Raw genomic sequence first — 4,382 nt, 5'->3', positions numbered from 1 at the left:
TCCTGGCCGTGGACGATGCCCGGCAGGATGAACTCCTCGATGATCGACCGTTCACTGGAACCCTTCGGGCGGATGATGGCGCGGACGATGCGCTCGGGGTCGGTCTCGGCCAGGTTGAGGAAAAACTCGCCGTTGGACAGGGTCCGCAGGATGATCCGGAAGCGTTCGACGATGCGCTGGCGGGCGTCGCCGGGCATGGTGCGCAGGTCGGCGAGGATGCGCAGGAACTCGCGGGTGATCACTTCGTTGGCCAGCTCGTCGAGGTCCGCGTAGCGCCGGTACACCGTGGGCCGGGATACCCCGGCGTTGCGGGCGATCTCCGCGATGGACGTGCGGCGCAGGCCCACGGCCATGATGCTTTCGCGGGCGGCCTCGATGATCGCCTCGTCCACCGACGGCTTGGACGTCGCAGCCTCGGAGTAATCGCCAGTCATCGTCGCTTCCTTTCCTGCACCCGGGCCGCGCCGACGCGGTTCGAGTTGATGGCCCCGGGACCATCGCAGTCATTCGATTCCCCTTCAATTCTATCGGGCGTTGCACGGGGATCACGCTTCACCCGCCGCTCGCGGGGACACCCGTTGACGCGAGATGACATGGGAAAACAACCTTTTCATAAACATTAGGATTGCGAATGCCCGTCGCCGACTTGAATGTCGGTCACCACGGCAGCGGCCGCGCCGCCGTGCCGGAACTTGCGGGCGCACTAGGCTTGGCCCGTAACCATCCGCACCGAACCACCGCGAGGTCGACACATGGCATTGCCCGCCCCCCATCCCGATTACCGTGCCGTGGTGACCGGCGCGTCGTCAGGCATCGGAAAGGCCCTGGCCCGCGAGCTCGCCCGGCGCGGCCATTCGCTGATTCTCGTGGCGCGCTCCGCCGACAAGATGGAGGCGCTGGCCGCCGAACTGTCGGGCCCGTCCCTGACGGTGGAGGTCCGCCCGTGCGATCTGTCGGATGCGGGGGCCCGGCAGGAGCTTTGCGACGAACTGCGCGGACGCGACATCAGCGTCATGGTCAATTGCGCCGGCATCGCGACGTTCGGCCGGTTCCAGGAACTGGACCAGGATTACGAGCGCGCGCAGTTCGAGCTGAACGCGACGGCGCTTTTCGATCTCACGCAGCTCGTCGTCAAGCCCATGGTCGAGCGTGGCTCGGGCGCCATTCTCAACGTGGGCTCGGCGGCGGGCACGACGGTGATCCCGAACAACGCCACGTACGTGGGCACCAAGGCGTTCGTGAACACGTTCACCGAGGCGCTGCACTACGACCTCAAGGGCACCGGTGTGCACTGCACCCTGCTCGCCCCCGGCCCGGTGCGGCCCGATCAGCGCGACGACGGCGCCAACGAAGTCGACGACAACGTCCCCGATTTCCTGTGGACCTCCACCGACGACTGCGCCCGCGACAGCCTCGACGCGCTGGCCGCCAACCGCCTGCGCGTCGTGCCCGGCGCCCTGAGCAAGGGCATGAACACCGCCGGCAACTACCTGCCGCGCTGGCTCGTGGCCCCCATCATCGGCCGCTTCTACGAAGGGATGTCCCAGTGACCAACGGCACCACCGACTCCAATGCCGCGAACGGCGCGAACGGGAACGGCACGCCGCCGAAGTACGACCGCATCGTGTGGATCGACTGCGAGATGACCGGCCTGGACCCGCAGAAGCACGTCATCGTGGAGATCGCCGCGCTGGTCACCGACGCGGACCTCAACATCCTCGGCGAGGGCGTCGACGTCGTCGTCCACGCCTCGGAGACCGACCTGGCGCAGATGGACGCCTACGTCACCGACATGCACAACTCCTCGGGCCTGACCGAGGAGATCCGCCAGTCGGCGATCGACGTCAACGAGGCCGAGCGCATCGTCCTCGACTACGTCCGCGAGTGGGTGCCGGCCGAGCGGCAGGCGCCGCTGGCGGGCAACTCGATCGCGTCGGACCGGGGCTTCATCAACCGGTACATGCCGGAACTCGACATGCACCTGCACTACCGCATGATCGACGTCTCCTCCCTCAAGGAACTCGCCCGCCGCTGGTACCCGCGCGTCTACTACGGGCAGCCGGAGAAGGGCATGTCCCACCGGGCGCTGGCCGACATCCGCGAGTCGATCCGCGAGCTCGAGTTCTACCGGCGCGCCATGCTCGCGCCCGGCGAGGGCCCGACCACCGACGAGGTCGCCCGCGCCGCCGAGGACGCCGCAGCCAAGGTGCCGGTGGACTGAGTCGCCGGCGAGCGTCGTAAAGCGGGGCCCGGACCTGCGGTTTTGTCGGGCGGGATTCGTGGGTTATCCTGTAATCCGCTGCACGACAGGGGCAAACGCCGCTGACGTGAATGCGATGGCGACTGTAGTTCAGTTGGTAGAGCACCAGGTTGTGATCCTGGGTGTCGCGGGTTCGAGTCCCGTCAGTCACCCCGAATGAAAGGCCCGGACCGATTGGTCCGGGCCTTTCGCATGCGCGGGAGAAGGACATCGCTCCGAATGGCCGCAACCCGAGGGGCTAAGTGCCCGAATCCTCCAGAGTTTGAATCCGGCGAATTCTGACCTGCGCGTTTGCGGAGACCGAATCGGGGTCTGGAGGATTCATGCACTAACGCGCCGCTGCGTGCTCCCGCTTCTCGGGCGAAGTTGCCGCTCCCCCGCCCGCCGCTCCCCCGGCGTCGGTCAGGCGGCCGTCGAGCATCTCCATGACGCGGTCGGCGCGCTCGGCCTGGCCGGGATCGTGGGTGACGTACAGGGTCGCCGCACCGTAACGGCGGGTGACGTCGACGATGAGGTCGGTCACCGCCTCGGCGGAGGCGCGGTCGAGGGCGGCGGTGGGCTCGTCGACGAGCAGCAGCTCGGGCTCGTTCATCAGCGCACGCGCCAGGTTGACGCGCGCCTGCTGGCCGCCGGAGAGCGTGGACACTCGGCGATCCCCCATGCCCGCCAGCCCCACCGACTCGAGCAGCTCGGCGGCGCGCTCGCGGGCGCGGCGACGCTCGGAGGCCGGCGGCGGGAGGATGCGGCCGAGGCGCGTCATGACGATCAGCTGCTCCCGCACCGTCAGCGCCGGCAGCAGATTCGGCTGCTGGAACACGAGGCCGACGTGCTCGCGCCGCACGCGCGCAGCAGCGGCACCCCGGGCGGTGAGGTCGACGTCGCCGTCGGCGGAATGCAGCTTCACGACGCCCGTGTCCGGCGTCTGCAGGCAGCCCGCAACCGCCAGCAGCGTGGACTTCCCCGAGCCGGAGGGACCCGTCACCGCGACGATCTCACCGCGGTTCACGTCGAGGGAGACGTCGTCGAGGATCCGGCGGGTGGTCGAGCCATCCTCCACGTCGAGGGCCACCCCGGAAATGTGGAGTGCGGTGCGGTTGCTGCGGGTATTCATGTGGTTCTCCTGGTCGCGGTGGTCGAATCGGTCGGGGCGGTCGGCGGGGTCACGCATTGGCCAGCGCCTCCCTCGGTTCGACGCGGAGGACGGGCACGAGTGCCACGGCCGCACCGATGAGCCCGGTGCCCACGAGCGCCAGCGCCGGCCACGCGGTCGTGGACGCGTCGATGAGCACCGGCATGATCCCGGAGGAGGACAGCCACGTGCCCGCGCCGACGGTGATGGCCACGCCCGCCCCGACGCCGAGCGCCAGCACGATGAGCGCCTGGCCAAGCGAATCGGCGGCGAGCACCGGACGGGACGCCCCGAGCGCCGAGGACACGGCGACGCCGCGCATGCGCTGGACGGTCCACACCATGAAGAACGCGCCGACCACCAACGCGGAAATGAGGAACAACAGCGACGTCATGGCATTGAGCGACATCTGCTCGCCCTTGTTGGAGGCGGACAGGTCCATGCGCTCGTCGCCGCGCATGACGACGGTGCCGTCGACCTCGGGGGCCTGCGCCACCGACTCGTCGACGACGACGGCCGACGGCGCGCCGGCGATCTGCTCCGCCAGCGCGGGTGCGGCGAACACGACGGGCTGGTGCTCCCACCACAGGTCGCCCGCGGTGCCCGCGACGGTGACGGTGCGCCCCTCGAAGGTCGTGGTGCCGGACTCCGGAAGATCCCCGGCGACGGCGTCGGAGGGCCGGATCTCGTTCTTGCCCAGCGAATGGTCCGGGAAGACGAAAACCGGCTCATCGCCGACGCGGGCGCGGCCCACGGACCACGCCTCGGCCGAGCCGGCGGACTTCGCGGCGTTGACCTGGGCCGTCGTCAAGCGGGAAGCGGCCAGCGACGGGGTGCCGGCGTCGGCGACGATGACGGCGTCATCCGGCCCGAGGGCGTCGACGAGCGCCGACGTCGACTGGTGGGACAGGCCCGCCGCCAATGCCGAGAGCATGGTGACGAGCACGGCGATCAAACCGACGGTGACGGTGATCAATGCGGTGCGCCCTGGTG

At 69.3% G+C, this 4,382-nt stretch carries 5 protein-coding genes and 1 tRNA gene; 3 read left to right on the top strand and 3 right to left on the bottom strand.

The features are described 5' to 3' along the window. Positions 1–434: helix-turn-helix domain-containing protein (locus tag GX015_RS01710; RefSeq protein ID WP_291342309.1), on the bottom strand; the 434-nt coding region annotated here is incomplete at its 3' end. 318 nt (positions 435–752) lie between these two features. Here GX015_RS01710 and cmrA point away from each other — a divergent pair. From cmrA to GX015_RS01695, 3 genes are all read left to right on the top strand, one after another. Further along, positions 753–1,550, top strand: a complete 798-nt coding sequence (gene cmrA / locus GX015_RS01705; RefSeq protein ID WP_291342307.1) for a mycolate reductase — start codon at positions 753–755, stop codon at positions 1,548–1,550. A 71-nt stretch (positions 1,551–1,621) separates the two neighbouring features. After that, on the top strand, positions 1,622–2,221 hold the full coding sequence (gene orn / locus GX015_RS01700; RefSeq protein WP_291342313.1) for an oligoribonuclease: 600 nt from the start codon (positions 1,622–1,624) through the stop codon (positions 2,219–2,221). A gap of 118 nt (positions 2,222–2,339) precedes the next feature. Beyond that, a tRNA-His gene (locus GX015_RS01695) sits at positions 2,340–2,412 on the top strand. A 176-nt stretch (positions 2,413–2,588) separates the two neighbouring features. On the opposite strand, the gene GX015_RS01690 is transcribed toward GX015_RS01695, so the two are convergent. After that, positions 2,589–3,371, bottom strand: coding sequence for an ATP-binding cassette domain-containing protein (locus tag GX015_RS01690; RefSeq protein WP_291342311.1), 783 nt, complete (start codon positions 3,369–3,371; stop codon positions 2,589–2,591). Positions 3,372–3,420: 49 nt separating this feature from the next. Beyond that, positions 3,421–4,382 (bottom strand): ABC transporter permease (locus GX015_RS01685; protein ID WP_291342305.1); only part of this gene is annotated, 962 nt, incomplete at its 5' end.

Source organism: Corynebacterium sp. (genome assembly GCF_012837295.1).
Taxonomy (GTDB): Bacteria; Actinomycetota; Actinomycetes; order Mycobacteriales; family Mycobacteriaceae; genus Corynebacterium.
Note: the sequence above shows the minus strand (reverse complement) of the source record. Positions and strands in the feature narration are given on the sequence as shown.